1 protein-coding gene is annotated in these 497 nt (G+C 53.7%); it reads right to left on the reverse strand.

Annotation, left to right across the window (positions count from 1 at the left end):
• Window positions 1-68: 68 nt before the first annotated feature.
• A partial coding sequence (locus U869_RS0127930) for an IS91 family transposase (protein WP_025124019.1) occupies window positions 69-497 on the reverse strand: 429 nt, incomplete at its 5' end.

Below are 497 nucleotides of genomic sequence, written 5' to 3' on the forward strand. Positions count from 1 at the left end.
CGTGGCATAGCAAAATGTTATTGATAATAATACCAGTTTTGATGTGTTTTTAATCTAAAAACCATTTTTCAGGCGAACTTATCCAGCACCGGGGTCTGAAGCCATCGTTTTTTTGCCATCTTCTGCAGCCTGTCAGAGAGCATTTTGGTGGCGTGAGCGCCCGCCACTGCGCCGGAAAAACGCAGCCGGCCCTTGCACAGGATGCACTGGTACGGGTCGCTACCCAGGAAGACTTTCATCAGCACCGCGAACCCCGGTTTCTGCGGTTTCTCGCGCGGTGTCATCTCCAACGCTTCGTAAACCTTAGGCAACAGCGTGCCGCGCTTGCGGTTGGCCAGAAAGCCGTAGTAACGCACCATTTTAAAGTGTCGGGACGGGATGTGGCTGACGTAACGCCACAGCATCTCCTCCTGGCTCAGTTTCTGGCGTTTGTGCTGTTGCGTGTTGTGGTCGTAGTACTGGTGAACGACCGAGCCGCCACGGTAATGACGGAGCTG

Origin of the sequence: Serratia sp. H1w, from assembly GCF_000633355.1 — a bacterium.
Taxonomy (GTDB): domain Bacteria; phylum Pseudomonadota; class Gammaproteobacteria; order Enterobacterales; family Enterobacteriaceae; genus Chania.